19 protein-coding genes are annotated in these 25,695 nt (G+C 28.5%); 2 read left to right on the top strand and 17 right to left on the bottom strand.

Annotated features, from left to right (window positions below; all coding sequences use genetic code 11):
- Window positions 1-37: 37 nt before the first annotated feature.
- From BN2920_RS19040 to BN2920_RS19065, 6 genes are all read right to left on the bottom strand, one after another.
- The gene (locus BN2920_RS19040) at window positions 38-871 is read right to left on the bottom strand and encodes a carbohydrate ABC transporter permease (protein WP_058296540.1); all 834 of its coding nucleotides are present in this window, start codon (window positions 869-871) and stop codon (window positions 38-40) included.
- Window positions 871-1,827, bottom strand: a complete 957-nt coding sequence (locus BN2920_RS19045; protein ID WP_083498861.1) for a carbohydrate ABC transporter permease — start codon at window positions 1,825-1,827, stop codon at window positions 871-873. The genes BN2920_RS19040 and BN2920_RS19045 overlap by 1 nt, the downstream gene beginning before the upstream one ends.
- A 59-nt stretch (window positions 1,828-1,886) precedes the next feature.
- On the bottom strand, window positions 1,887-3,260 hold the full coding sequence (locus BN2920_RS19050) for an ABC transporter substrate-binding protein (protein ID WP_058296541.1): 1,374 nt from the start codon (window positions 3,258-3,260) through the stop codon (window positions 1,887-1,889).
- A 78-nt stretch (window positions 3,261-3,338) separates the two neighbouring features.
- Window positions 3,339-5,180 (bottom strand): sensor histidine kinase, encoded by a 1,842-nt coding sequence (locus BN2920_RS19055; RefSeq protein ID WP_058296542.1) that lies wholly within the window; start codon window positions 5,178-5,180, stop codon window positions 3,339-3,341.
- Window positions 5,177-6,787 (bottom strand): response regulator transcription factor, encoded by a 1,611-nt coding sequence (locus BN2920_RS19060; RefSeq protein WP_172437825.1) that lies wholly within the window; start codon window positions 6,785-6,787, stop codon window positions 5,177-5,179. Before BN2920_RS19060 ends, BN2920_RS19055 begins: the two co-directional genes overlap by 4 nt.
- A gap of 291 nt (window positions 6,788-7,078) precedes the next feature.
- Window positions 7,079-9,388 carry a glycoside hydrolase family 127 protein gene (locus BN2920_RS19065; RefSeq protein WP_198157503.1) on the bottom strand — a complete coding sequence of 770 codons (2,310 nt, stop codon included), beginning with the start codon at window positions 9,386-9,388 and terminating at the stop codon, window positions 7,079-7,081.
- A gap of 223 nt (window positions 9,389-9,611) precedes the next feature.
- Between BN2920_RS19065 and BN2920_RS19070 the strand changes: the two genes are divergently transcribed.
- On the top strand, window positions 9,612-10,505 hold the full coding sequence (locus BN2920_RS19070) for an AraC family transcriptional regulator (protein ID WP_058296544.1): 894 nt from the start codon (window positions 9,612-9,614) through the stop codon (window positions 10,503-10,505).
- A gap of 258 nt (window positions 10,506-10,763) precedes the next feature.
- Here the strand turns inward: BN2920_RS19070 and BN2920_RS19075 are convergent, their stop codons facing one another.
- The 11 genes from BN2920_RS19075 to aroF (BN2920_RS19125) form a co-directional block, all read right to left on the bottom strand.
- The gene (locus tag BN2920_RS19075; RefSeq protein ID WP_058296545.1) at window positions 10,764-11,474 is read right to left on the bottom strand and encodes a GntR family transcriptional regulator; all 711 of its coding nucleotides are present in this window, start codon (window positions 11,472-11,474) and stop codon (window positions 10,764-10,766) included.
- A gap of 164 nt (window positions 11,475-11,638) precedes the next feature.
- Window positions 11,639-12,472, bottom strand: a complete 834-nt coding sequence (locus BN2920_RS19080) for a prephenate dehydrogenase (RefSeq protein WP_058296546.1) — start codon at window positions 12,470-12,472, stop codon at window positions 11,639-11,641.
- A 246-nt stretch (window positions 12,473-12,718) separates the two neighbouring features.
- Window positions 12,719-13,732 carry a 3-deoxy-7-phosphoheptulonate synthase gene (gene aroF / locus BN2920_RS19085; RefSeq protein WP_058296547.1) on the bottom strand — a complete coding sequence of 338 codons (1,014 nt, stop codon included), beginning with the start codon at window positions 13,730-13,732 and terminating at the stop codon, window positions 12,719-12,721.
- A 225-nt stretch (window positions 13,733-13,957) separates the two neighbouring features.
- On the bottom strand, window positions 13,958-14,392 hold the full coding sequence (gene aroQ, locus BN2920_RS19090) for a type II 3-dehydroquinate dehydratase (RefSeq protein WP_058296548.1): 435 nt from the start codon (window positions 14,390-14,392) through the stop codon (window positions 13,958-13,960).
- A 172-nt stretch (window positions 14,393-14,564) separates the two neighbouring features.
- Window positions 14,565-15,062 (bottom strand): shikimate kinase, encoded by a 498-nt coding sequence (locus BN2920_RS19095; protein WP_058296549.1) that lies wholly within the window; start codon window positions 15,060-15,062, stop codon window positions 14,565-14,567.
- A gap of 292 nt (window positions 15,063-15,354) precedes the next feature.
- Window positions 15,355-16,164, bottom strand: coding sequence for a shikimate dehydrogenase (gene aroE / locus BN2920_RS19100; RefSeq protein WP_058296550.1), 810 nt, complete (start codon window positions 16,162-16,164; stop codon window positions 15,355-15,357).
- Window positions 16,165-16,599: 435 nt separating this feature from the next.
- Window positions 16,600-17,745 carry a prephenate dehydratase gene (pheA, locus tag BN2920_RS19105; RefSeq protein ID WP_058296551.1) on the bottom strand — a complete coding sequence of 382 codons (1,146 nt, stop codon included), beginning with the start codon at window positions 17,743-17,745 and terminating at the stop codon, window positions 16,600-16,602.
- A gap of 15 nt (window positions 17,746-17,760) precedes the next feature.
- Window positions 17,761-18,834 carry a chorismate synthase gene (gene aroC / locus BN2920_RS19110; protein ID WP_058296552.1) on the bottom strand — a complete coding sequence of 358 codons (1,074 nt, stop codon included), beginning with the start codon at window positions 18,832-18,834 and terminating at the stop codon, window positions 17,761-17,763.
- Window positions 18,812-20,116: a 3-phosphoshikimate 1-carboxyvinyltransferase gene (aroA, locus tag BN2920_RS19115; protein WP_058296553.1), complete on the bottom strand. Its 1,305-nt coding sequence runs from the start codon at window positions 20,114-20,116 to the stop codon at window positions 18,812-18,814. Before aroA ends, aroC begins: the two co-directional genes overlap by 23 nt.
- Window positions 20,117-20,293: 177 nt before the next feature.
- Complete coding sequence (aroB, locus tag BN2920_RS19120) at window positions 20,294-21,346, bottom strand: 3-dehydroquinate synthase (RefSeq protein WP_058296554.1); 1,053 nt, start codon at window positions 21,344-21,346, stop codon at window positions 20,294-20,296.
- Window positions 21,347-21,601: 255 nt separating this feature from the next.
- On the bottom strand, window positions 21,602-22,615 hold the full coding sequence (aroF, locus tag BN2920_RS19125; RefSeq protein WP_058296555.1) for a 3-deoxy-7-phosphoheptulonate synthase: 1,014 nt from the start codon (window positions 22,613-22,615) through the stop codon (window positions 21,602-21,604).
- Between the two features lie 512 nt (window positions 22,616-23,127).
- Between aroF (BN2920_RS19125) and BN2920_RS19130 the strand changes: the two genes are divergently transcribed.
- Entirely contained in the window at window positions 23,128-25,545 is a 2,418-nt protein-coding gene (locus BN2920_RS19130) for a GxGYxYP domain-containing protein (protein WP_058296556.1), read from the top strand.
- The last annotated feature ends 150 nt before the right edge of the window (window positions 25,546-25,695 follow it).

A 25,695-nucleotide genomic window follows, 5' to 3' on the forward strand; every position in this document is an offset into this window, starting at 1 on the left:
ATAAAATATCTCTTCTTAGAAAACCCACTTATTATATTTATCCCTTCATTCCACTCATTGATATACCTTCAATAAAGTATTTTTGTCCTATAAAGAATATTATTACTATTGGTATTAGAACTACTGTTGCTGCTGCCATCATATATTGCCATTGCGCTGAGTACATTCCTTGAAATTGCATAAGTCCAAGTGATAATGTAAATTTATCTCCATCATTTAAATATACTAGAGGTCCTAAAAAGTCATTCCATGACCCCATGAAAGAAAATAATGATACAACTATTAACGATGGTTTGCTTAAAGGCATTATTATTTTTGAATATATAGTGAAATGTCCTGCTCCATCAATACGAGCTGCTTCATCTAATTCTTTTGGTATTGTCCTAAAAAATTGCCTTAGTAAAAATACATTAAATACTCCACCTCCAAACCAAGCTGGAACTATTAATGGTGCATAGGAATTAACAACCCCAAGTTTCTGCCATCCAATAAATGTTGGGATAAGTGTAACTGCAAAAGGTATCATCATAGCAGTTAATAATATTCCAAAGACAGTATCTCTACCTTTCCATTCTATTCTTGAGAAGCTATATGCGCATAGTGAGCTTGTAATTACAGTTCCAAGTACAGTAAATACCACAACAAATAGTGTGTTTAAAAAATATCTTCCAAATGGAAGCATTGTTAATGCCTCTTTATAATTACTAAATTTTATTGGCTTTGGAATCCATATTGGTGGCATAGTAAATATTTGCGACATATCCATAAGTGAGCTTCTAATCATCCAATAAAATGGAACTAAGCATACAAAAGATATGAATAATAAAATAATGTATATTATACTTTTAGAAATTTTCTTTTTACTTTTCATTATTTACCATCTCCTTCATAATATACCCACTTAGATGTTTTAAAAATAATAAATGTAAATATAGATATTATTAAAAATAAAACCCAAGCAAGAGCAGAAGCATTTCCCATTCTAAAGTTACTAAAGGCTTCTTTATATAAATAGAAGGCATAAAATAAGCTTGCATTATTAGGTCCACCAGCAGTCATAATGTATGCCTGTGTGAATACCTGAAATCCATTAATGAATCCCATAACAAGATTGAAAAATAAAGTTGGTGTTATCATTGGCAATGTAATATTTATAAATTTATGAAAAGCATTGCCTCCATCTATTTCAACTGCCTCATATAATTGATTAGGTACATCTTGTAAGCCAGCTAAGAAAATTATTACTGTACTTCCAACTGTCCACAAGCTCATAAGTATTAACGATGGTATTACTGTTTTTTCGTCAAATATCCATTTTGATGTTGGTAATCCTACTGCACCTAAAACATTGTTAAGTAATCCAAGATCCGGATCCATAAGCCATATCCAAATCATTGAGGATGCTGCTACAGGTACAATAGTTGGCAGATAAAATATTGTTCTAAATATTCCCTTTCCTTTAACATCACTATTTAAAAGCATTGCTACTAATAAAGAAACTACTATTTGAATTGGGACACTTAAAAATACATATGTTGCAGTTACTAATAATGATTTATAAAAAAATGGATCTTGATTTGTAAATAAATTTTTATAATTATCAAAGCCTATCCATTTGGGAGTACTTGCAATACTATAATCTGTCAAGCTAAAATATCCACTAGCAATCATAGGCCCCATAACGAAAATTATAAATCCTAGTAACACGGGTGATGCGAATAATAGTCCAGAAATAATATTTTTCTTTTCTCTAGACATTTTTGTATATCTTTTTTCTTTGACTTTTATACTAACATTTTCTGTAACCTTTGTACTGATACCTGCCATAAAATTATCACCTCTCTATAATTTATATACAGCTAGATCAAAAATCTAGCTGTCATTGGTTATTTGTTAGTATAAACTCCTTTAAGTTCTGGTACTACTTTAGGCTCTATTTCTTTTAATGCTTCTTCTGCTGTTTTGTCACCACTCCATACTTGATCAAGAGCAGGTGATATGATTGAAGATATCTTAACTGAATTCTTTATATAATATCCTGAATCTGGAACGCTATTGTTCATTGCTTGATCTAAAATAGCTTCTTTATATCCATCTGGATGTCCTGGTTTTACTACCCATGATTCAATTATTTCAGGATCTGTATACCACGATTTTACCGTCGGCATCCATAATCCACTAGTAATTAAATCTTTAGTCCCTTCCCCTGAAGTCATCCATTTTAAGAATTTCCAAGCTTCTTCTGGATGCTTAGTAGTATCAAACATACACATAACTTCACCAAATAATGTAGTTTTGTTATTCTTCATTTTAGGAAGTACACCAACATCATAATTAACTTTGGCATTTGCTAAATCAATTTGTACCCATTGTCCATCCCAATCCATAGCAATCTTTTTTGACTGTAATGCTACAGCTGGTGCTGGTAGAGTTTTAGATTGCGCTGGTGATGGTGCTACATGATATTTAACAGATAAATCTGCAAGTTTCTGAATTGTATCAATAACTACTGGATCTGTTAAATTTGATTTCATTCCATCATCGCTAACGTATTTTACATCGTTAAGATTTAAAAATGTTTGCCATATAGAAGTTGGCATATTCATTCCATATTGTTTGATATTATTAGGATCAAATCCGTCTTCTGTAGCATTCTTACCATTTTGGTCTATTGTTAACTTTTGACATATCTTTATGAATTCATCCCAAGTCCAAGCATCTTCTGCTTTAGTTGGTGGTAATTCTATTCCTGCCTCTTTAAATGCATCAATATTATAATATAATCCAAAAACTTCTTGACACGGAGTAATTCCTATTATGGTATCTTTATCTGTGTGTATAAATGAACCATCTATATAGGTATCCTCACTTATTTCACTATCTTTTTCTAAAAGAGGTGATATATTTCGTATCTTTCCTTGATCAGCCCATGCTAATGCTGTAGTCTTATACATAAGTGATACATCAGGCGCTGTATTACCAGCTATCATTGTTGCTAATTTAGTATCATAATCTGTTGGTATATGCTGAAGCTTAACCTTAATATTGGGATTATTCTTTTCGAACTCTTTAACGGCATTAGTTTGAGCCTTAAGTTCCTCCGGGCTTCCCCAAGTAGTATAGGTTAATGTAACAACTTCTCCATTTGAATTATTACTTGTTGATGATTCTGTAGATGTTGTATTACTACCGCATCCAACTAATGTACTGGTAATAAATACAGCTGAAAGAATTGATACAACTATTTTTTTTATCTTCATATATTTCCCCCCTAAGTTCTTTAACTTATTCTTACAAGTAAATTATATTTGAAAACGTTTATAAGTTAAATTCTAACTTTATTGGATTAGTATACTTTTTTTAGTTTTTTCACTTTTAGGTAAATTTATTGTGATTCTAGTACCTCTATTTATTTCCGATTGAATAGTGACACCATACCTGTCTCCATAAATCAACTTAATTCTATTATTCACATTTCTTATACCAATATTATCCGTATTTGTTTCCATGACTTCTTTTATTCTTTTATTATCCATTCCCCTACCATTATCTTCAACACTAAAATATACCATCTCTCCTTCTAATCTTCCTGTTATTTTTAGACTTCCTCCACTATCAATCATACTAAATCCATGAATAATTGAATTTTCTACAAAAGGCTGTAAAAAAAGCTTTGGAACTTTATAGAATTCTACGTCTTCATCTATCTCATAAAAAACATTAAATTTATCCTCAAATCTATTTTGCATTATGTAGATATATTTTTTTAACCATTCCAAATCTTTCTTAAAGTCAGAAATTTCTTCATTATTATGTGCAGTATATCTTAACATGCTTGAAAGGCTAATGATCATTTTACTAATTTCCTTTTCATTATTCTCAATAGCAATCCAATTAATAATATTTAAAGTATTATAAAGAAAATGTGGGTTTAATTGAATATTTAAAGACATTATTATAGCTTCTTTTTCTCTTATACTACTTATATAGTTCTCTTCAATTAAAGTTGAAATCTTATCATCCATCTCATTAAATTTCTTAATAAGATTTCCTATTTCATCATTTCTATTTACTTGAACTTTAGTAGAAAACTTTCCCTCGCCCATTTTTTTAATAGCTACTAGTAATTTATCTATTGGTTTTGTAATAGATTTTGATATAAAACTAGCACATATTGAAGCTAAAATTATTAGTATAATTCCTAAAAATAATATAAAATAACGCATACTAGCTAATTCTATTAAAATAGAATCTACTGGAATAACTACTGCTGATACCCATCCTGTGGATTCTATGGTGTCATAGCATATTATCATTTTCTTTCCATCTATATCTTTTTTTATTTTTCCACTCTTATTTTCAGCTATTTCTTCTAGCCACATTGGTTTTTTCTTTGTAGCCAAGTCAGATGCATTTGTGCTATATACTATGTCCCCCATAGATGAAAATATAAAATACTGAGATTCTTTATATTGGATATCACTTTCAACAATGTCTTTAAATAAATTAGGTTTAAAATTTATTATTAGTAATGGCTTTTCAGTATTTTCATCTAAATCATCAAAACGTATGTTATCACGATTTAAATTGTTAATTATTTTTACTGCAGAAAATAAATATCTATATTCTATATCCATATCTTCCAGTTCATTTGAATTATATACGTCTGTAAACTTATATGTTGGCACCCATGTTAAAGAGCCATTACTTTCTTGTGCAATTTTATATAATTTAGATGTATAAAAATAATTTTTAGGTATTGGTATCTCACCACTTCCAAAGTTATAATAACTGGTAATAATATGAGATGAATAAACATCTGAATTATTAAAATACTTAAATAATATACTATTTATCTTCTTATCTAGCGCAATTAATTGAGATGCGCTAGATTCTTTATAATCATGTACTATATCATATAAATCATTATCTAATGTTATTGCATCTGAACTTTCTACTATTTTATTTAATTTTAAATTTATTAAGTTATTATTATTTTTAACTATTTTTAAAGAACTATCTTCTGCATTTTTTATAATAATATCAGAACTTATTTTATAGTAAACAGCAGTCATTATGATTATTGGTATTACAATTAATATTATATAAGTTATATTTAATTTTTGTTTAAGTCCAATGTTATTAATAATGGTGATAAATTTATTTTTTAATGAATTCACATTGCACCTCGTTTATTTAATGAATTTAAACGTCTATACTCATCTGGAGAAACATTCATTTCATTCTTAAATACTCTATTAAAATATTTCACATCATTATATCCAACTAAGGCTGATATCTCATATACTTTCTTATCACTATTTAATAACAATTCGCAAGATTTTTGAATTCTCAATTTCAATAGATACTTAACAAAATTCATGCCTGCTCTTTCTTTGAACATAGCACTGAAATAGCTTGAATTAAAATGAAATTTTTCCGAAACACTTTCTAGAGAAATATCATACATGTAATTGTCTTGTATATACTTCAAATATTTATCAAAAATGACTCTACTTTTATTACTCTTCCATCTTTCAAGCACACTAATTATCTTTATTATTATCAAATTACAGTTTCGCTTTAGCTCTACTATATCTTTGCTTAAATTTATTGTATTAATAATATTAGTTGTGATTTCAGTATACGTCTCACTTGTCATAAAATTTTCGACTTCTTTTGTGCTATTAATAATTAATCTTATAATATAATTCTTAAGTTCATTTGGCTCTGAATAGCCACACTCCATAAATTTACTTAAAATATTATTCACTAAATTGGTTGCTTCAATCTTATCTTGTTTGCAAATCAATTCATTAAACCTTTCTTCATCTTTATAACTAATAATCACACTTTTTTTTCTAATTTGCTTTTTATCAGAAAAACTCATAATTTTACTATTTTTAAAATAGAATCTTAGTTTTAATGCATCAACGGCTTCATCAAAACATCGTCTTGCATCTTCATAAATACTATTGCACTTACTACTTACACCAATAGCTATATTTATACAATACTCACTCTTAATATAGTCTACTATTTCATTTAACTGTTGAAACTCTACTTCATAAAAATTATTATCATTTCTTTTAATTGCAGCTATTAACATTTTTTCATTATCGCGTAAATAAAAAGATATAACATTTCCATAGCATCTAAGCTTCTCTGTAATTACATCTTTAATATCATTTAAAATTTCCTCTTTATTTTCATCTATATCATCGCTTATTTTCGTAATTATTATCCATCCTTGTCCATCTTCAGCTAAATATTTTTTGACCTCTAATAAATTTTCTTTCTTAACTTCTCCTTTTATCCATTTATTAAATTCCCATTCTGAATAAACTTGCATTTTACTCTTTAAACTCTCTAATAGCTGTTCTTCTCTTTTTCTTTGTTCCTCTTCTTCATAAATACTTTTTTCCACTTTTATTAACATTTCAGATATTATCTCTTCATCAACTGGTTTTAATATATAGTCAAAAGCACCTAAACTTATAGCATTCTGAGCATATTCGAAATTTGCATATCCACTTAAAATTATTATCTTAGCGCTTTTTTCATTTTCCTTGTGTTTCTTAACAAATGATATTCCATCCATAATTGGCATCTTTACATCTGTTATTATAATATCTACTTTGTTCTTGTTTAAATATTCTAAAGCTTCGTTTCCATTTTTAAATTGATTTATTTCATAATTAGGTCTTAACTTTCCAATAAGATTTACTAATCCCTTACGATGCCTTGGTTCATCATCTACAATAATCATCTTTAAAATAACTCTCATATACCCTTTTACTCCTTTCATACTCCTTATTTTTATCTGATTATAGTGATTATAATTTAAAATAATAATTTCGTAATTGAAAGAAAAACATTTATAAAAACCTTTCTTATAAGTAATCATGTAACAAATAAAATAGAAAGATTTTGTATAAATGTTTATAATATGATTGTACACAATACCTTATAATTAAATAATAGCTATTGCTAAAACTATAAGACGTATCAAAGATATATCATTGATATCTATAGATTACTAATTGTCTAAACTTTAAAAATTTATATATTTAATGACTTATAGTTCATTTTTTGATACAATTCTTATTCCAAAAATTCTACCTGCAATTTTCTCATCACTTGAAGTAAATTTAACTTCAATTTTCCCTTTACCATTAGTAAATTCTTTAGGTATAACATAGAATTTGTCAAAAAGTGCATAAGGCTTATTTTCATTTAATGTTTCTTGTAATATCAAAGTACCATCTACATATATATTAAATTCTCTTATATATCTTTTTCCATCAATAAAACACTCTTTATCACTACCCCAATATGTTACGGCTAAATAGTTTTGTTCATCTGAATCTACAGACATTTCATAGCTAAAATACCCATCATCCATACTTTCACGCCATCCTCTTCCAGCTTCACTAGAATAATCAGATGTTGAATTTTTACATTTCATTTTGTGCTCTATTTCTGGTTGCTGTTCATTTGGATTCACTGAATCTATTGTTATTCTATCTAATTTTTCTTGATAATCAGCACTTGCTAATTCATTTTTCTTATATTCTTCACTTGTCATCCTTGTCCAATAAATTGTATATCTTTGATGATGAAGTGCATAAAATGGAATTAATGTGCATTTCACATTTCCTGGCTCACCTATTGCTTCAGTTTCAAAAATTAATTTTGAAATATTTACAGGTTTTATAAATTCTTCAATATTTAAATTATCTGTTACTAAGGTTGGAACTATAATTCCTGGATAGTGATTTAATTTTAATTGATCCTCTAAAATATCTGTTTCTGGAAAGTTCTCTCTTCCTAATGCTCCAGCAAGAACAATTGGTCCATACATAAAAGCAATTTTACTTTTATCTTCTTTTGAAGCATAAACATGTATATTCATTGGCAGTTTCACATCTATAATATCACCCTTATTCCAGTTACCTTCTATAGATATATATCCCTTTTCTGCTTTAGAATATTCAGTACTTCCATTTACAACTACCTTAACTTCTCCATTTACCCAATATGGAACTCTTATGTTTATATTAATAAACTTTTCTTCACCTTCTTCAAATACAAATCTTGTGCTATCACTTTCAGGAAAATTTGTTTCTTGTTTTAGTATTATGCCCTTATCTTCCAATTTAATTTCCGAAGAAATATACAGATTTACATACAAATCATCATTATCTCTATAATATATGTTCCTTATATACCTTGCTGGATTTTCCATTCCTGTACCTGTACAACACCAGAAGGAATTATCAGGTGAGCAATAAACTTTAAAATGTCCAGGCTTAGTTGAAACAAAATAAGTTTTCATTCCTGACTCTGGATCTTGAGATGCAAGTATGTGATTATATAGTGCATTTTCATAATAATCCATATATCTTGAATCATGATTCCATGAATATAAATGTTCTGTAAGCTTTAACATATTATAAGTATTACAGGTTTCAGCTGTAGTAACTCCTAATTTTTCAGTATCTGCCTTTCCAAAATGCTCATCTCTACTATTTCCACCTATAACATATGAACGGCTTCTAGTAACAACATCCCAGAAAAATATAGCAGCTTTTTTATAATCTTCATTTCCAATAATTTCGTAAAGTCTTGCTGCACCAATAACCTTAGGTATTTGAGTATTTGCATGCTTTCCTTCCAGTTCATCTTCTAACTTTGTTAATGGAGTCAATGTTTCTTTGTGATAAAATCTTCTTGATAAATCTAGATAATCTTTATTCTTAGTTATTTCGTAAAGATTCGCCATAGCTTCACACATACCACCATGTTCACAGTAAAGCATTCTATCAAACTGTTCTTCTGTTAAATTATCGCTTCCCTTTTTAGCCCAATCAGCCATTTTTATAACAACCTCAAGTGCTTGTTCATTTCCAGTTAATACATATGCATCAATAAGTCCTGCATATATCTTATGAATGCTATACCAAGGAACCCAACTATCTCCAAGTTCAAATCTTGTAACATTAAACTCTCCAGTAAATACTTTATCAAAGCATTCCCTTGGAAATCCACTAACATATCCTTTTTCATCAAAAGTTTGAAGATATGCAAGTTCAGATACAGCATAATCAAGTTTTGATTTTAAATTTTCATCTCCTTCTGCAACATACATAGATGCTAAAGCTGATAAAAAGTGTCCTAAAGAATGGCCACTTATAGCCATTGATTCCCATCCACCATAACGTGGTTTTTTAGAAGTTTTTCCTATTGCCTCATAGCATGGTGCTACAAGTCTGTCCACATCTAAATATTCTAGGTATTCCTTCCCCTTATCTTGTGATACTTTAAATAGTCCATCTAATAATTTCACTTTTTCCATATTATTATCAATCCTTCCTTTATTATTCATTATGTCTCTTACTGAATATATGCATTTATTAGCTCTAACTTTTACAATATGCACTACAATTTAATTTAGTTTCACTTGATAACCATATTTTTATCTTTATTTTTATCTAAAGTGTTTTAAATTGCATTTACACTATGATTAATACTTTGTACAATATAACTATGCCACAACGTAAAGCCATTGTCGGTAGACTATATTAACAAAAGGTGGTGAATATTGACTAATGAGATATTTAAGAGCAAATATAGATACTCCTTTAATTTCTTCAATCTGCGGAAATTTTACATCTGATAGTAATTGGATACATATGGAGAGAATAATAGATAGTTATGAAATAATTATAGTTAATAAAGGAACTGTTTATATAGAACAGGATGATGAAAAATATAAGCTAAGAGAAGGGGATTTTCTTCTTCTAGAGCCTGGACGTAAACATAAGGGATATGCTTCCTCACCTAAAGGTACATCTTTTTATTGGGCTCATTTTTATTGTAATGAATTTTGTAGTATTTCTAATCATATTGATATTATCCCTGAAATCCATATGACTAAAAACAATCCATATTTTGATGGTTTAAAATCAAATATATTAATACCTACTTTTGCTACTGATCTAAATCTTGATAGAATAAACATACTATTTCGTCAATTATTGCATTTATCACAATCAAATTACTATACTAATCAAAGCGTAAATTATATTCTTACCTCTCTCTTAATAGAGCTAACAGAACAAGTTATTTCAAATTTTAAAATAACTCCAAAAATAGTTCCTCAAGAAGATACTTTGCCTAAAATATTACAATGGATAAATATCCACATAACAAAAAATATCTCTCTTAAAGATGTAGCTTATGAATTTAATTTTTCAAAAGAATATCTAGCTAGATATTTCAAAAAAAGAATGGGTATGAGTATGCAAGAATATATTAATTATTTAAGAATCTCTAATGCTAAAAGGCTTCTATGCAGTTCAAATTTAAATATAAAAGAAATTGCAAAAGAATTAGGTTTTATAGATGAAAAATACTTTCTTAAACTTTTTAAAAAATATGAAAATTTGACTCCTAAGCAATTTCGAAATGCTTATAATATGACATTTTTAAACAATATATAAAACTCAAAAAAGAGGAAAGCATTTTCTATAGTTATGAAAATACTTGCCTCTTTTTCAAGTCTAGTATATAAATCTATTTAAATAAATTTACTCTTTTTCTTATTTCATTTAATGGTAATAAAACGAGTACATTATTAATTTTCATATAACTTTCTGTCTTTAAAGTATTTCACCATATTAATTGATAAAATATAAAAACTAAACTCTTTTTTAATATATAGAGTTCCGCTTATTTGTATCTAATAATGGTTTATATTATTATTTTATACTAACAGATCTAAATTCTATCGTATCTCCCTTATGATGTGATTTTGAATACTCAAACGCCTTACCATTATCTAAAAAACCAATCTGTTCAACTTCTAATATAGGAAATCCTTTATCAATTTCTAAGTACTCTTGTTCAGTATCATTTGGGGCAATAGCTCTTATTGTTCTATGAGCGCTCTTTATCTTTAATTTAAGTGAATTTTCTATGTAACTATAAATGGAATTTTCTAATACGTCATTTTTTATGCCTGGTATTAACGATATTGGCATATAAGTATACTCTATAACAAATGGTACATTATCAGAATATCTAACTCTAATAATATGATATACAAAGTCTTCTACTGTAATTCTAAGTTTATCAGCAATTTCCTCATCTGGATTAATAACTTCAAATTTAACTATTTTAGAAGTTACAGAACTATATTTATGCCCTTCTGAAAATCCTGTGAATTGTCTAGACATACTTAATTCTCTAGCTTCAGTAGATGCTAAATCTTTAATAAAAGTCCCTGCTCCTCTTCTTTTAACAACTAAACCTTCACTAACTAGCTGATCAACTGCTTTTTTTATTGTAATTCTACTTACATTATAATATTCACACATTTCTTTTTCTAATGGAAGTTGCTGATTAACATTATATTTACCATTCATAATATCCTGCCTGATATCCTCTGCTATCTCCTCATATTTAGTCATCATCTATCCTCCTAGTACATATTTATTTATATTATAACATATCCATTTTGCTTTCTATATAAAAGATAATTAGTTAATTTTATCCTACTAAAACGCAAAATAAAAATATATTTTATTAAAAACTCACATTAATAATAAAATATATTTTTATTTTTTTCTAGTGCCTATAGTTTTTCTCTTCTTTTAGTTGATTTTATAAATAGCTCTTTTAATGTTTGTGTATCATCATTTCTTATTGCATTCTTAATCTTATCTAACTCAATTTCAAAGTTATCGATTGAGTTAAGCAGGTTGTCCTTATTTTCTAAAAATAGCTCTGACCATAAGTCTTCATTAATATTAGCAATTCTAGTTAAATCTCTATAGCTATCCCCAATGAAATTCCCTGTTTCACGCCCTTCAACATCACTATTTATGAGTCCAACAGCAATAGCATGTGGCAATTGGCTTACAAATCCAATCATCTCATCATGATATTCAGGTGCTATTCTTTTGACTCTTTTAAATCCTAATTTATATACTAATTCTTCTACTAAATCTAAATTTTCAGGTTTGTTTCTGCTAATAGGAGTCAAAATATAATTTGCACCTTTAAAAACTTGACTTGATGCAAAATCAATCCCTTTCTTTTCTCTTCCTGCCATAGGATGTCCAAAAATAAAATCTATGTTATTTGGCAATATATTTAAAATATCTTCAATAAAAAACTTCTTTACTCCAGTTGCATCAGTTATAAGTGCTCCATCTTTGAAGTTTTCTTTATTATCAAGAATAAATTGCTTTACTAATCTTGGATATAAAGAAATTATTATCAAATCTGCTTCTTTAATAATTTCCTTTCCATCTTTAAAACCTTCTTTTATCAATTCTTTCTCTTTTGCCTTTTTTAAACTTTCTTCATTTACATCAATTCCGTATACATCCTTATATCCGGCCTCTTTCAAGGCCATAATAAAGGAACCTCCAATAACACCAAGTCCAACAACTACTATTTTCATAAATACACAGCCCCCTAAAATTTAAAATTATTCTATAAATGAAAGTTATAAATCACAGCAAACCACTCTTTGGCATATAATGCTTGGTGAGGTACGAACCTAGCATTATAGCCCTCCTATGAACGAACGTGAATAGGAGCTTCCTTGGCATATAACACTTAGCGAGATACGAGCTTAGTGGTATAGCCCTCCCATGAACGAATGTGAATAGGAGTTTCCTTTTAAATTGCAGCATATCTGCTCTTTTTATAAGTGTTTATCTTCCATATCTGCTAATTTTTTTATTTTTGACATTAATTTATCGAATGCATCTGGAGTTAAAGATTGCTGACCATCACTCAATGCATTCTCAGGATCATTATGTACTTCTATCATAAGTCCATCTGCTCCTGACATAACAGCCGCTTTAGCCATAGGTTCAACTAAGTACGCGTATCCCCCTGCATGACTTGGATCTATTATTATAGGTAAATGTGATAATTTTTTTATAACAGGAACTGCCTGTAAATCTAAAGTGTTTCTTGTTATTGTTTCAAATGTTCTTATACCTCTTTCACAAAGTATTACATTATCATTACCCCCAGCCATTATATATTCAGCTGACATAAGCCACTCTTCTATTGTTGAAGATAATCCCCTCTTTAATAATACAGGCTTCTTTGTTCTACCAACTTGCTTTAATAAATCAAAGTTTTGCATATTTCTCGCACCAATTTGAATCATATCAACCTCCTCTACAAATGTATCTAAATAATCTGTAGACATAAGTTCTGTAACTATTGGTAATCCTGTTTCCTCTTTAGCTATTTTTAAAAGCTTTAATCCCTCAAGTTCTAAACCTTGAAAGCTATATGGTGAAGTTCTTGGCTTGAATGCCCCTCCTCTTAAGAAGTTTGCCCCTGCTTTTTTAACTCTTTTCGCTACTTCCACAATTTGTTCTTCACTTTCTACAGAACATGGACCAGCCATTATTCCAAGGTGTCCGCCACCTACTATTGAATTTTCAACCTTAACAATCGTATCTTCTGGTTTAAATATTCTATTTGCTTTTTTATAAGGCTCTTGAACTTTCATAACTCTATCTACACCTTTAAGCACTTGTAGTTTTTTAGGATCTATTACTGAGGTATCTCCAATTATTCCTATTATAAAATAAGTATCACCTTTTGAAAGATTAGTTTCTAATCCCTTTCCTTCTACTACTGACTTTACCTTTCTAACTTCTTCTTCCGTTGCTTTTGGGTTCATAATTATTATCATTTTTAGTTCTCCTATCCTACTCTATATTTTTATATATTAATGTTTAATTCTAATTTCAATAAATAAAGAAACTAAATAAAATTCCTCTGAACATTATAATACTAAAAACTTCTTTAAATCTTAGTTCCTTATTGATAATTAATCATTAAACATCTATTTTTTCTTAATATTTTCCTACTATACTACGTGGATTATTATAAAATAATTTAATAATAATTCCTTCTACTACTTTTTATACATTTCTAAAGCATTTATAGCCAGTATATATCCATTTTCTCCAAATCCACACATCTGTCCTATACATGCTGGTGCTGTAACTGACTTGTGTCTGAATTCTTCTCTTGTATGAATATTAGATAAATGTACTTCTACTGTTGGTATATCTATCCCCCTTATTGCATCATGTATTGCATAACTATAATGGGTATAAGCACCTGGATTAATTATTATTCCTTCATACTTTTCATAATATGCCTTCTGTAATTCATCAATTATTTCGCCTTCACAGTTGCTTTGAAATAGTGTTATTTCATGCCCTCTTTTTTCTGCTTCTTCTTTTACAAAATTACAGATTTCTTCATATGATCTTGCTCCATATATTCCTTTTTCCCTAATCCCTAACATATTTAAGTTAGGACCATTAATAAGCATAATCTTCATTTTACACACCCCCTTTTATCAATTCACGATTCACAATTCACAATTCATTTACTAATTCACAATTCATGACTCACAATTAAATTTTTTTAATTCATAATTTTCTTCTTAAATATAGAGAAATTAAAAAATGTAAGTCATAATTTTCAATTATCTATTTATTGTGAGCTCTCAGCTATAAATTATTATAAATATCAATAATTTTATTTTTTGTATCTTCTATATTTTTATTATTTACTACTATTTCATCTGCATAATTTTTGTAAAGTAAATATCTTTCCTCATATAGTTTCAATACTTTTTCTTTTCCTTCTTTCAAAAGCGGCCTTTTAGAAATATCCACATCTCCAATAATATCATCAACAGATCTATCAATAAAAATAACAATACCATTTTCTTTTAGAAAATCAATATTTTCTTTTCTTTTTATTACTCCTCCGCCTGTAGATATGATTACATTTTTGTTTTTAGAAAGTTCTTCACATGCTAAGCTTTCTATATCTCTAAAATAATTTTCCCCTTTTTCAAATAATTCACTTATTTTTTTGTCTGTTTTTCTTTCTATATAATTGTCCATATCATAGAATTCCATAGATAATTCTTTATTTAGGATTTTCCCAAGTGTTGTTTTACCACATCCTGGCATGCCTATAAGAACTATATTTTTCCACATACTACACCCACTTTATCAATTCACGATTCACAATTCACAATTAATTTATCAATTCATAATTCGCAGTTCACAATTAATTTACTGACTCATAATTCATAATTAGTAAATGATTTTTCTTTAATAAAATCAATGCACTATAGAAATCCACTGCGTATTTTATCATTAATTGTGTTTTTCAAAATTATAATTTATCAATACTCACTGACCAATTAATGTTGAAATTCTTTCAGAATTTCTATAAACATATTTCAAATTTTGCATTGCAAAATTATCCTTAATTGATAATTGATCATTATAAAACTGTATCTATATACGAATATACTTCATCAAGCACTTTATCATCTATTTTTCTATCCTGCCAAAACTCTTCTGATTTTATCGCTTGGCCAACTAGCATTTCTAATCCACCACATATCTTTTTATTTAGATTTTCTCCAATTTCTAAAAACTTAGTTTTTCTTGGATTGTATATTATATCAATTAAAACTTTAAAATTATCTATGATATCTTCCGATACTGGACTCGCATCTATATTAGGATACATTCCAACTGGAGTGGTATTTACAATGATATCACCTTTTACATGCTTTATTTCTTCATATGTAATATATTCAACTCTAGAATCATCATAAGAAGACACAACATTTTTACTTCTTGAAACTAAATATAATTTTGAAACATTATTATCCAAAAGATAAGTCACTACAGCCTTTGATGCGCCACCTGTTCCAAGTACCATAGCCACCTTATCATTAGTCTCAACCTTATTTCTATTTATGATAGTTCCAAAACCATAGTAATCTGTATTATATCCATAAAGCTTATTATCCTTTAATAATATAGTATTTACAGCATCAATTTTTTTTGCTTCATCTGCTATAAAATCTAAATAGGGCATGATATCTCTTTTATATGGAATTGTTACATTAACACCTTTTATCTTTAAAGTTTTTATTGAATCTGCAACCTTGCCTAAATCTTCTTTAGAAACTTCAAATTTCTTATATGCTCCTTCTATATTCATAATAGAAAAAACTTTATGATGAATTTCAGGCGACACACTATGACCTAGCTTTTCTCCTAATAATCCATAAAACTCCATTTTCAACACCACCTTTTTCAATTCGCAATTCACGATTCAAAATTCACAATTACTTTGACTGTTGACTGTAATTTTTGCCTTTATTCATGTCAAGTGATTTTTTATTTATTTTAGATTTACAAATTTTTATTTTTTCTTTTAAGTTTATCTATATATAAAGTCAAACTCATAGATCTGAGTTATAAGATTCAAAAGATTATAAATACCAAAGCGGATAAAAATTGTATAACATTTTTTTATGCAATACTATATTTAAAGAAAATCTGTAAGATTTTCCTCCTTTTATAAAGTTAAACGCATAGATTTGAGTTGTAAAATCTAAAATATTATATATACCAAAGCGGATAAAAATTGTGCAACAATTTTTTATGCAATACTAAATTCAAAGAAAAGCCTCTGGCTTTTCATCCTTAATTGTAAATCGTGCATTGTGCATTATGAATTGCCCAAATATCCTCCAAGCAATTTAAAATATGAGCTTTTCTCATTAATACTCTTTAATGCCTTTTGGACTTTAACATCACCAAGATTTCCTTCAAAATCAACATATAAGAAGTATTTCCACACACCACTTTCCATTGGTCTAGACTCTATCTTAATCATATTTATCTGATTTTCTGCAAGATGTCTAACTAATTCATATAGTGTACCTGCTTTATGTTCCATTGAAAATACAACGCTTATTTTATTACATTCTGAATCGGATTCAATTTTCTTTGATATAATTATAAATCTTGTTGTATTTTCACTATTATTATTTATCTTCTCTTTTATTATATTAAGTCCATATATCTTAGCTGCTCTTTCACCTGTTATTGCTGCTTTTGTTGGATCCTTTAGATCTTTTACAAGTTTTGCACTAACTGATGTGCTATGAAACGGTATAAGTTTCCACTCGGGATAATTCTTTAAAAATTCTGTACTTTGCTGGAAAGGTTGTTCATGTGAATAAACTTCTTTTATTTCTTCTATTTTAGTTCCTTCAATTCCAACCAAATGCTCATTTATCTTTACACATTCTTCACCTACAATATAAAAATCATATTTATATAGTAAATCATAAACTTTTGAAATGGCACCAGTTGATGAATTTTCTATTGGGACTACTCCATAATCTATCTCTTCTTTTTCCACAGCTTCAAATACTTCTTCAAATTCATTATATGATTTTGCATCTTCTCTTTCACCGAAATGATTAATCATTGCCTCTTCTGAGAACGAGCCTATAGCTCCAAAGAATCCTACTCTACAATTTTCTTTTTTATGTTTATATATGTTATGTTTAGAAAAAATTTTATCAATATTAGACTTTTCTTTCATCTTTTTATGTTCAAGATCTTTAGCTATATTCATCATATTAATGAAGAAAGCTTTTAGCTCATCTGCATATTCTTTATTTTCAAGATATCCAATATTCTTTTTTAAAACTTCTCCTTCTCTTGACTTATTTAAAACTGGAAGATTATTAGCTTTTTTATATTCTCCAACCTTCATTACAACATTCATTCTTTCTTCAAAGAGCTCTGTCATCTTCTGGTCTATTTCATCTATTTTCTTTCTATAATCATCTAAATCTGACATTCTGAACCTCCAATATTAAAGTATTAAGTCAAGTATTCCAATTGCAGTAGCGGCTTCAATTACAGGAACTGCTCTTTGTACTATACATGGATCATGTCTTCCGTGTATTTCAAGTTCAGCATCTTTCTTTTCATCTATATTTATTGTTCTTTGCTTTTTAGCTATTGATGCTGTTGGTTTTATTCCCACCTTAAATAATATTGGCATTCCATTAGTAATTCCACCTGTAATTCCACCATTATTATTTGTATAAGTTTTTACTTTATCACCATCATAATAGTATTCATCATTGCAATCAGAGCCTCTAAGTTTAGTCATTTCAAAACCTTTGCCAAATTCTATTCCTTTAACTGCTGGAACTGAAAACATTAAATGTGCTAAAGTGGATTCCACTGAATCAAAAAATGGATTTCCAATACCAGGATTCATCCCAAGAACAGTACATTCAATTGTTCCTCCAACTGAATCTAAATCTGTTTTTGCTTTCAGTACAGTTTCTCTCATAAGAGCTTCTTTATCTGAAAATAATAATGGAAGTTCCTTTGTTTTCAAATTATCTAATAACTCTTTAGTTAATTCTACTTCACTAAAACTTTTATCTTCAACTTCTCCAATACTTTTTACATGTGATCCTATAAATATTCCATGACTTTCTAATATTTGCTTACATATAGCTCCTGCAAATACAAGTGGTGCTGTTATTCTTCCAGAAAAATGTCCACCGCCTCTGTAATCATTAAATCCATTATATCTTATATTTCCTGGGTAATCCGCATGACCTGGTCTCATTAAATCTTTTAATTTTCCATAATCTTTAGAATGCTGATCGCCGTTTCTAATTATAGCGCAAAGTGGTGTTCCTGTTGTTTTTCCTTCAAAATATCCACTTAATATTTCCGGTGAATCTGTTTCTCTTCTTGCTGTAGAAAGCTTACTCTTTCCTGGTGCACGTCTTGCCATTTCCTTAAGAATTTCATTCATGTTTATTTCAAATCCTGAAGGAAGTCCATCTATTGTAATTCCAATTCCTACACCATGTGATTCACCAAATATTGAAACTTTTAATTTATTTCCCCACATTCCACTCATCAACTATACCTCCTAAACATTTAAAATCATCCCAAAACATAGGATAAGATTTTGAAACGCATTCGTAATCTTTTATTACAATCGGCTCATCACATACAGTGGATGCTATTGCAAGTGTCATTGCAATTCTGTGATCCTTATGACTCCAAACTTCAACTCCACCTTTAAGCTTTTTAACACCTTCTATTATGAGTCCATCTTCTTTTTCTGTGATTTTAGCACCTAACTTATTAAGTTCAGAAGTTACTGCTGCTAATCTGTCACATTCTTTAATTCTTAATCTTCCTGCATTTACAACTTCGCATGATCCTTCACATAAGCATGCCACGAGTGATACTACTGGAATTATATCAGGACATTGTGAGCCATCTATAATAGTAGATTTTAAATTTTCAGGTGCTTTTCCTAAGAAACCATTATCTTTAGGAGTAATCTTGACTCCCATTCTTTCTAATATATCTATTACTTCTTTATCACCTTGAAGTGAATCTAATTTTAAATCTTCTGCTATAACTTCATTTGAAAGTGCATCAGCACAAAGGAAAAATGCTGCTTGTGAATAATCTCCTTCAACTCTGTAATCTCTGCTTACATAAGTTTGATTTCCTTTTATAATAAATTCTCTATAATCATTATTTATAATTTTAATTCCAAAATCCTTCATAGCACTTAATGTTAAATCTATGTAACCTTTAGATTCCATTTCTGTTGTTATTATAATTTTAGAATCACCCTCTAATAAAGGAAGCGTAAACAACAATCCTGTTATAAATTGTGAACTTATATTACCTTTTACCTTAAATTCCCCAGCTTTTAATTTACCTTCAGTAACTAAATCCAATATTCCTTCCTTATAAGTATATTTAATTCCTTGTTCATCAAATATATTATAATACGTATCTAGTGGTCTTTTTCCAAGATTTCCTCTTCCTATAAATCTATTAGCCCCATCAAAAATTGCAGCTATTGGAACTAAAAATCTAAGTGTAGAACCAGATTCATTACAATCTATGATTCTCTCAGAATCTATATCTTTACATTTATTATCTGGAGATTTTATTCCTATAACTTCAAGATAATAATCTTTCTTATTAATTATTGCCCCAAGAGATTTCATAGCATCAATAGTTGCAATGATATCATCTGAATAATCAATATTAGTAAGCTTGCTTAATCCATTACTAAGTGCTGCACAAATTACTGCTCTATGTGCCATGCTCTTAGAAGGTGGTATTTTTACTTTTCCTTTTAACTTGTTTGGATAAACTTTATAATTCCCCATTGCTAACCGCCTTTCAATTATTAACTATCAATTATCAATGATCAATTAATTTAGAAAACCATAGGTTGTCTAAAAATACTATAATAAAAAGCATATTGCTTTTTTCAATTCATTAATCATTGAGCATTGAACATTGAGAATTTTTAATATATTTCCTTAAATTTTTCATACAATAATTTATCTAAAGAAATCTACTGTAGTCTTTTCCAAATATGCTTCTCCCATTGTTTTAATTAAAACAACTTTAAGAACATTATCTATATTCTTTTTATCTAAAGATATTGTGTCTAATATATCTGAACTTTCTTTTATTGGTGCCTCATATGGAAGTCCATATTGAATTAATATTTCTTTAATATCTTCTGCAACTCCGCTTTCTGTAAGACCTTTTGCTTCTGCTATCTTACTTATTTCATACATTCCTATAGCAACGGCTTCCCCATGAGTAAACTTGCTATAATTGTAGTAAGTTTCTACTGCATGGCCTAATGTATGTCCAAAATTTAATAACATTCTCTCCCCAGTATCTTTTTCATCATTTTCCACAACACATCTTTTTATATCACAACAAGTGTGTATAATTTTCTCTATGTTGTTCATAACTTCCTCTTTTGTTTTTAAATCTTTTAAGAAGTAGAAAAATTCTCTGTCTTTTATACATCCATATTTAATTACTTCTGCCATACCATCTTTGAAAAATCTATCACTTAAAGTCTTTAAAACATTTGGATCTATTAAAACTAATTTAGGATGATAAAAGCTTCCAACTAGATTTTTCCCTTTTTCTAAATCTACAGCAACTTTTCCTCCTACACTACTATCAACCTGAGCAAGCAGCGAAGTTGGCATCTGAACAAAAGCCACACCTCTTAAAAATGTTGAAGCAACAAATCCCCCAAGATCTCCAATAACTCCACCACCAAGAGTAATTATCAAATCACTTCTTGTTAGTTTAAAATCTAAAAGTTCGTTATATACAGAAGGAAGCGTATTAAAAGACTTAGTCTCCTCTCCTGGTTCTAAAGCCATTAATCTAACATTATAACCTTCTTTTATTAAGCACTCTTTAACTTTATCTCCATAATAAGAAGCAACATTTTTATCACTTAATATGAATATCTTTTTACCTTTAAAAACCTTCTTAATTTCTATACCCGTTTCGTCAATTAGTCCTTTTTTAATTATAATTGGATAGCTTCTTTCACCTAGGTTAACTACTAAGTCTTCCATTTTTACACTCCCCTTATTTTAAAATACTACTTATTCTTGATTATTGATTTTATTTTCTAGTCTAATTATCTAATATGCAAGAATATATATTCCTGTATTCTCATATTCTTGAGTTCTAAAATATATATTCTTATATTTCTAAGAATATATATTTTATATTTCTAAGCTCAATTCTTCGCTAAGAGCTATTTAAAGAACATATCTACCTAAAGGTAGATATGGGCTATATCTCTAAGCTCAATTCTTCGCTAAGAGCTATATGCCTCTTCCAACAGCAGTTGCAATTGGCTTTAATTCTTCAACTAATTTTTCAAATTTTGATGGCTTAATAGATTGAGCTCCATCACATAAAGCATTTTCCGGATCATTATGAACTTCTATAATAAGTCCGTCTGCTCCTACTGCTACTGCTGCTTTAGCTAACGGTTCTACCATCCAATACTTGCCTGTCGCATGACTTGGATCAACGATTATTGGTAAGTGACTTAATTTTTTAACTGCTGGAATAGCACTTAAATCCAATGTGTTTCTTGTGTAAGTTTCATATGTTCTTATTCCTCTTTCACAAAGAATTACATTTTCATTTCCTTCTGACATAATGTATTCAGCAGACATTAGCCACTCTTCTATTGTAGCAGATAATCCTCTTTTTAAAAGAATTGGCTTATTAGTTTTTCCAAGTTCTTTAAGTAAATCGAAATTTTGCATATTTCTTGCACCAACTTGAATTACATCAACATCTTCAACGAATTTTTCTATATCATATGGAGACATAAGCTCTGTAACTATCGGAAGTCCAGTCTTTTCTCTTGCTTCTTTTAATAACTCTAGCCCTTCATATTTTAATCCTTGGAATGCATATGGAGAAGTTCTTGGCTTAAATGCTCCTCCTCTTAAGAAATTAGCCCCCATTTTCTTAACATCTTGTGCAATTCCTACAATTTGCTCTTCTGTTTCAACTGAACAAGGTCCAGCTATCATAGCTAATTTTTTTCCTCCAATTTGAACTCCATTAACATCAACTATTGTATTTTCTGGATGAAACACTCTATTTGCTTTTTTGAATGGTTCTTGTACCTTCATTACTCTATCAACTATCGGATTTGCTTCAATATTTAAAGGATCAATTTTGCTTGTATCCCCAACCAATCCTAAAATTTTAATTTCTTTACCTTGGACCGGACTTATTGTAACACCCTTTGCTTCAATTTGTTTTATTAATCTTTCTACGTCTTGTTCACTTGCTTTTTGTTTTAATATTACTACCATTTATTTTGCCCCCTTGCAATTATTGTTATTAATTATAAAAAAATAGAGCTCATTATATTAATGAGCTCTATAATATATCGAAAAATATTAATTTCATTTATCAAAAAACTTTATAAAGACTAAGCACTCATTAAAAAGGTTTTATTCAGTTTTTTGCAAAATAAATAGCCAGCGCTAAAATAAAAGCCCCAGATTATAAAGTAAAAAAAGCTATAAAATTTTTGCATAACTGTTATTTTATTTCCCTTTTTCATGCTTTTGGTTTCCCTTCAATATATTTTCTTGTTATCATTATAACAAACCCTCATACTTTGTCAATGTTTATTAATAATTTTTTGTTTTTTTATTGTGTTATATAACATTTCAATAATGCTAAAAAATCAATTACATTATTAATCAAATATTCCATTATAATTTCAATTAAAATTACTGTCCCTCTATCATTTTTTGAATAAGCCTCTAAAATTAACAAAACCTATATATTATTAATATTAATTTAGGAGGTAGTCTTTATGAAAAGTTTCAGTAAAAAATTTTTCATCCTAATATTTACTTTACTTTATACAATTACTTTTATACCTTATCCAGCACAAGCTTCTACTTCTAAAGATATCCATATTATTCAGGACTCTGAATCAATCTCAGACTTACCACAACATTTTCGTAAAACTAATAATATAAACGATATAGCTAAACTAAAATCTCTAAATTTAATTGGTATGGATAAACTAAATATTTCAGGAAGCGGACAATTTACTGAATTTAATCTTCCATTAATACAAAAAGAAATAGGTAATGACTTTTCTATAATTGATGTAGATTTGAGAGAGGAATCTCATGGATTCATAAATGGTATTGCTATTAGCTTTGCTAACTCAAAAAATAATGCTAATAAAGGATTAAGCTATGACGATATTATTGCTACAGAAAATAAAAATTTAAGTTCTATAAAGATTAATGAGCCATTAACTATTTTCAATACTAATAAAACAATTACTCCAATTAGGGTAGAAAATGAGAATCAGCTTGTTACAAATAAAAATATCTCATACCTAAGAATTCCTGTAACAGATGGGGAGTTACCTAATGATGATATGGTTAAATATTTTGTTGATTTTGTTAACAATCAGCCTGAAAATACCTGGCTGCATTTCCACTGCAAAGCTGGTGTAGGAAGAACTACAACATTTATGATAATGTATGACATAATTAAAAATTGTAATCAAGTAAATTTAAATGATATTATTGCACGTCAAGTTCTACTATCTAGAATTCGATCTAGAAATGCTGTAGACTTTTTTATAGGCAAAAGATATAAATTTCTTAAAGATTTTTATAATGACTGCAAAAATAATTGTTTAGAAACATGTTCTCTAAATATGACTAATGATTGCATTAATCCAATTAATGAAAATAGTGATATTTATATAAAAAATTCTATAATTCCAAAAACACTTTATATAATTGATGAAAATAATATGACTAAAGCTGAGCAAACTATGATATCAACACTCCAGGGACTTATTGCTTCAAAAACTGACACGCAGATTTATGTTTTGACTTCCAGCGAACCGGACTATAAAATCTGGCTTAATGATTTGAAAAATGATTATAAAATTAAATATAAAATAATAAAAAATCCTTGGAAATTAGTAATGAAATTTAAATCTTACGTTAATGGTTATGTATTATATAGTACTTCAAACCCATCTTCAATTAATAATGCTTGCACACTTGCTTCTTTAGAAGACTCCCTTGCTATTGATGAGTCTATAGAATTGATCTTAAATAATCATGGAATTAATAACTTAGTTAAAGATTGCAGAGATACAGATAAATATTGGGCCTACAACACTCTTTGGAATTCTGGATTAAATCACTCCACAGTAATAGAATTATCGCCAGACAAATATGTCCCTTTAAGAGATTATGCAATGATATCTAAATCTTTAATTTTCTATGAAGATGATGTAACTGATTATGATTTAAGAGAAAAAATATTTAGTTCAATGGATGATAATGGACATATTCTAGGCTGGGGGCCTGATGAACATGGTAATGTTTCACTTGCTTCAAAATATGGCGTAAATATGGTTGCTTCCGATTGGTCTTATAATCTTTCTGTTTTAAGCTCTTTTCCACTTAAATCTCAAACACAAAAGGCTAAAGCAGATATTGAAAAAGATGGTTTTCATTATGTAACATTCATTATGTCTGATGGAGATAATGCACAATGGCTTCTTGGAAGTAATTATAATAATAAAAATTGGTTTGGTTCTCCATATAGAGGCAGATTCAATTTAGGATGGTCTCTAAATCCTTCTCTATATTATCTAGCTCCTACTGTTTTTAATAAATACTATGAAAATGCATCATCTAAAGAATATAATGATAATTTTGTAGTTGCTCCTTCTGGGAATGGCTATATATACCCAAGTAAATTTCCATCTGATGAACTAGATAATTATACTAAAATACTAAACGATTATATGGCAAAAGTTGATCAACATAATGTATTGATCCTTGATGATGAAGCCTTTTATAGAAAAGATTTGTGGGATAAGTACACATCTCATACTAATATAGAAGGCCTTCTTTATCTTAATTATGATAAAAACAACAGTTATGAAGGTAAAATAATATGGTCAAATAATAAACCAGTAGTTTCTTGTAGGGATTTACTTTGGTCCGGATTAGAAGATGAAAATCAGCTTATTTCTAATATAAATAATCGAATTAACTCTGGGTATACTAGCATAAATGATCCTAATTCTTATACATTTGTTTATGTTCATATTTGGAGTAATACTATGGATAATGTTTATGATGTAGTTAATAAGCTAAATAAAAATCCAAAGGTAAAAATCGTAACTCCTGATAATTTTATGAGATTAATTCAAATGAACTTGGCTGAAAGCCAGCCTTTCTAAATATAATACTAATACTTAAACATATTAGAACTTGAACTGTAAGCAACTTATCAAGAACATTATCAATATCTAATCCTAAATATCTAAATTTTACTTTTTGCAACTTACCAACATACTTTAATAAATCTATATTCAAATTCATCACTGCAA

It is taken from the genome of Clostridium neonatale (assembly GCF_001458595.1).
Lineage (GTDB): Bacteria > Bacillota > Clostridia > Clostridiales > Clostridiaceae > Clostridium > Clostridium neonatale.